Origin of the sequence: Methanobrevibacter sp., assembly GCF_045120835.1 — an archaeon.
Taxonomy (GTDB): Archaea; Methanobacteriota; Methanobacteria; order Methanobacteriales; family Methanobacteriaceae; genus Methanocatella.
The window spans coordinates 1-3,580 of record NZ_JBGVFE010000070.1 but is presented as its reverse complement, the minus strand read 5'-3'; the positions used below and the strand labels follow the sequence as shown (position 1 = coordinate 3,580).

General features: G+C 38.5%; 2 protein-coding genes. Both read right to left on the bottom strand.

The window, feature by feature from the left end:
• Positions 1–89 precede the first annotated feature (89 nt).
• Positions 90–3,164, bottom strand: a complete 3,075-nt coding sequence (locus ACJMLO_RS06585) for a tubulin-like doman-containing protein (RefSeq protein ID WP_405295118.1) — start codon at positions 3,162–3,164, stop codon at positions 90–92.
• A 37-nt stretch (positions 3,165–3,201) separates the two neighbouring features.
• The coding region (locus tag ACJMLO_RS06580; RefSeq protein WP_405295116.1) for a hypothetical protein at positions 3,202–3,580 on the bottom strand (379 nt) is incomplete at its 5' end.

Below are 3,580 nucleotides of genomic sequence, written 5' to 3'. Positions count from 1 at the left end.
TTCTCTCTGCTTAATGCTTTCGGACATCTTCCGCCTACATTAATGCATATTCCTGTTTTCTTTGGCATATCTTCTATGTTTTAATTATATTATTTATCAGCTAATTTATCTACGAACAACTTTTCAGCTGCTGTGCGGTATTCCACAAATAATGGGTCTATATCATTATTTCCACAAAGTGGTAAAATTGTATCGCATACCGTATTTTCTATTGCTGTTCTCAATTCTGCTTTTTTACTGTTCAATTTGTATTCAGTGACCAACAGATTATCCACAAAATCGGTAATCGATTTAGCAAGTACAGCATCTTTTACCAACAGTTTCGTTGTTTCTTCCATCTGTTTTCCAACACGTACCCACTTCCGGCTAAATCCGCTTCCCGTACTGAATGCCTTGAACGTTGCTCCCGTATCGGGATCAGTCTTGTCTTCCAAGATACCTAAACTGTGAAGAATGATTGAATAAGGTAACAGCTTTGCACGTTTGTCCATATTGCTTGCTTCAAAAAGTTCAGGCAATGAATTGGTGAACGATTCAGTATGAAGCAGAACCTTATTCAACTCTGCTTGCGGTCCATGTGTCAGCTCTTTGTATTTTTGCTCCATATATTTCAAGTTGTTGATGTAACGGAGTGGCATAGAGAATGAGGCTGAAACAATTACCATCTGATGGCTCTTATTATTGAGTGCCACATCGGTTGCTGGATTGAAACCAGGACATTGCTGAGCAAAAGTATTGATGAATTTTTCACGGAACTTGGAATTTTTACTATTAGCAGGCAAGCACAACTGAACCATTCGATCCATACCAAGTGCTGGCTGTCCGGCAATGACCTTACCCATTTCTGCAGTATCGAACTGCATGAAGCAAGTTGCTTGTTCAATTAAACTTCTGACATAATTTTCCAACGCTTCGTCAGTCGGGTATTCTTGTCGGATTTTATCAAGAATATTCACGTTCAGTATTTGCAGGCTTTCATCTCCATTTCCCAAATCTGTAAGATCAGCCTTCGCATGATTCTCACAAACGATCAAGATGCTTCTTGTCATTTCATCGTAACTACCCAAACTGTCGTTCAGGGAAGCAAATGTACGCATGTCTTCACCTAATGGTTTCACTAACGTTTCACGGACATCTCTTGCACAAGCTTTCTGTTTATCCTTATCCATTATCAAACTCTTGGTAGTTGTATGAATTATCACCGGATCATACTTTTTATCAAGCACTTCAGCTTCACCGGAAGCGGTATCAGATTTGATTTTACATTTGTTTTGTGCAGACTTGACAACCCCCTTCAAAACTCCTTCAAGTGAAGTGTTGAAATCCGTCATGCCTTTCAGCATTATATTAAGCTGTTCGTTGAGTTTCATAAGTAATGTTTTGGCATACTTGAAACTTTCAATCTCTGTTTTTGCTGTATATAATTCACACTTTGCAGATTGATATTTATTGAATATCTTTCTAGCACTAGTAAAAATACCTTGATTATTCCATTCATTATTGATTGCTTCAATATCAACAAGCGTAGTTGTATTGATATAATTATTGGTATCTGCAATCCGGTTGTCGAATTGCTGGATACGTTCCTCATTGACAGAAATCAACAATTGCACATATTTAATGACTTCGAGTAACGATTTTGTTCCTGCAAGCCATTCATTGAATAGCCGAGTTTCAATATGTCTTCTGATGAAAGCGGCATATCCATTGTTCTCAGCCTGCTGCTGTTCGAAGAAATGAACCACACCTCCATTACGGAAGTTTCTGTTCCATTCTATTTCGCAACTTTCATTAAACGTATCGAGCCAGTATTTTTGTTTGCCTTCCATCGCATCTGTACCAAAGAATTTGGTAATGTTTTCCCAATAACTGTAATATTCTTGCCAGTTATCCGTTACACCTCTGATATCTTTTATAGCTGTTTGAAGGGTTATATGACGATCCGAAATTTTCAACGTTTCAAGTTCTCCTTGATTAGTTGTCGTCAATAAGGCATGATAGCCCAATCCTACTGCAGCAAGGGCACATGTATCGAATCCCTTACTATCCACCCAATTGTTAAAGGCCAATTGTTTGGTGACCTGTGCTGTATATTCGAGTGAAACATAATCGATAATTTCTTCTTCAGGATACTCTATTCTTTTTGTACCAAATGTAACGAATTCACGTGAATGGACATTCATTCCTGCTTCATCCTTTTCGGGAGCGTTACCTTTATTTTCAGCATTCATCAAACGTTCCATAACACCGCTTGCACCTAATTGTCCAGGCACAATGGTACGTTGATAGATGAAGTCAGCAACTGCATCTGTCAACTTGCCAGATTTGGGAAGTACTTTATTTTCTTCATTGAAGTTACTGAACAGATAAGCCTTGTTGAAAGCATCACTATCTTTCAATAAACGTGCGACCTTTTGTGTCTGATAATCAAGGTTACCGGAAACATCGAACGGATGATATTGATCGAGTGACAAAGCATTCAGCTCCATCAATGCTGCAAAACCATTAGCATGATAAAAACCTGCATTATGATTTTCCGGCACTAATATTTCTGGCACATATAAATAGAGAAACAAACGGAAATTGGCTCCTAATGGTGCAATTACCTTTTTGATTTGAGCCACTACATCAACGATAGAACCAGAACCTGTACCACCAGCCAAACCTGCACAAACATGAAAATCAACCTCGGCATTTCCTTGATTTGTCATCTTCTCAATCAATTTTTTCAAGCGAGAATCAAAACTATTGTCTCTATCGCGCATACTGATATTGTTAGCCATCAACATTCTTCCAAATCGACGGCGTTGTCCACCGATGCCTGTGCTTATGATTGATGCCACTGTGGCATTTTGAAGTAGTTCCAAATCCCGGTCAGGCAAAAATGCCTCAATCCCAGGAAAAGCGTGTGGAGTTGCCATGACAGTTGAACTGATTCCGTGAATGCACACTTTCTGTGCCGGACCGAGATGCAATGGCTCACCCATGTACTTCCAGTCTTCCTTATTATTCAAATCTTCCATTGAAGAATCCACATAAAGATATTCCAAGTTTGTTTCACCTGTAATATCCTTTTTCTTTGTTTCAGCGTAAATACGCTTTCGCAACCCACACAGGATTTTACCACCTGTACCGCCTAAACCAATAATAAGATGATTTGCCATAATTTTATATTTTAGAATTAATTTTTGCTAATTGAATTTATCTATATCTTCTGCGATGATATCCTCCCGATGACACAGGTATTCTACCATTTTTATACTCTGTTTTTTGAGAATACATTCCTCTATCAAATATCATCACCACAATACAAGCTATCACAATATATCCCAATGCCCACAACAGATTACTCCATATCACATCATTCATTTCGCTACGCACTTCTTGAGGCATAGCAAAAGCAAGGTCGGCTACATGATTTCCACTGAAATCTGCCAACTGAAGATAATTACCCAACATGGGATAATCATCTATCAACATATCAAAGATAGCTTGACTTTCATTAGCATTGACTACACCCGATACTTGTTCCGCAAATTGACGCAAAGACAATTCCATAGACTCGGTCGACTCTTTTACC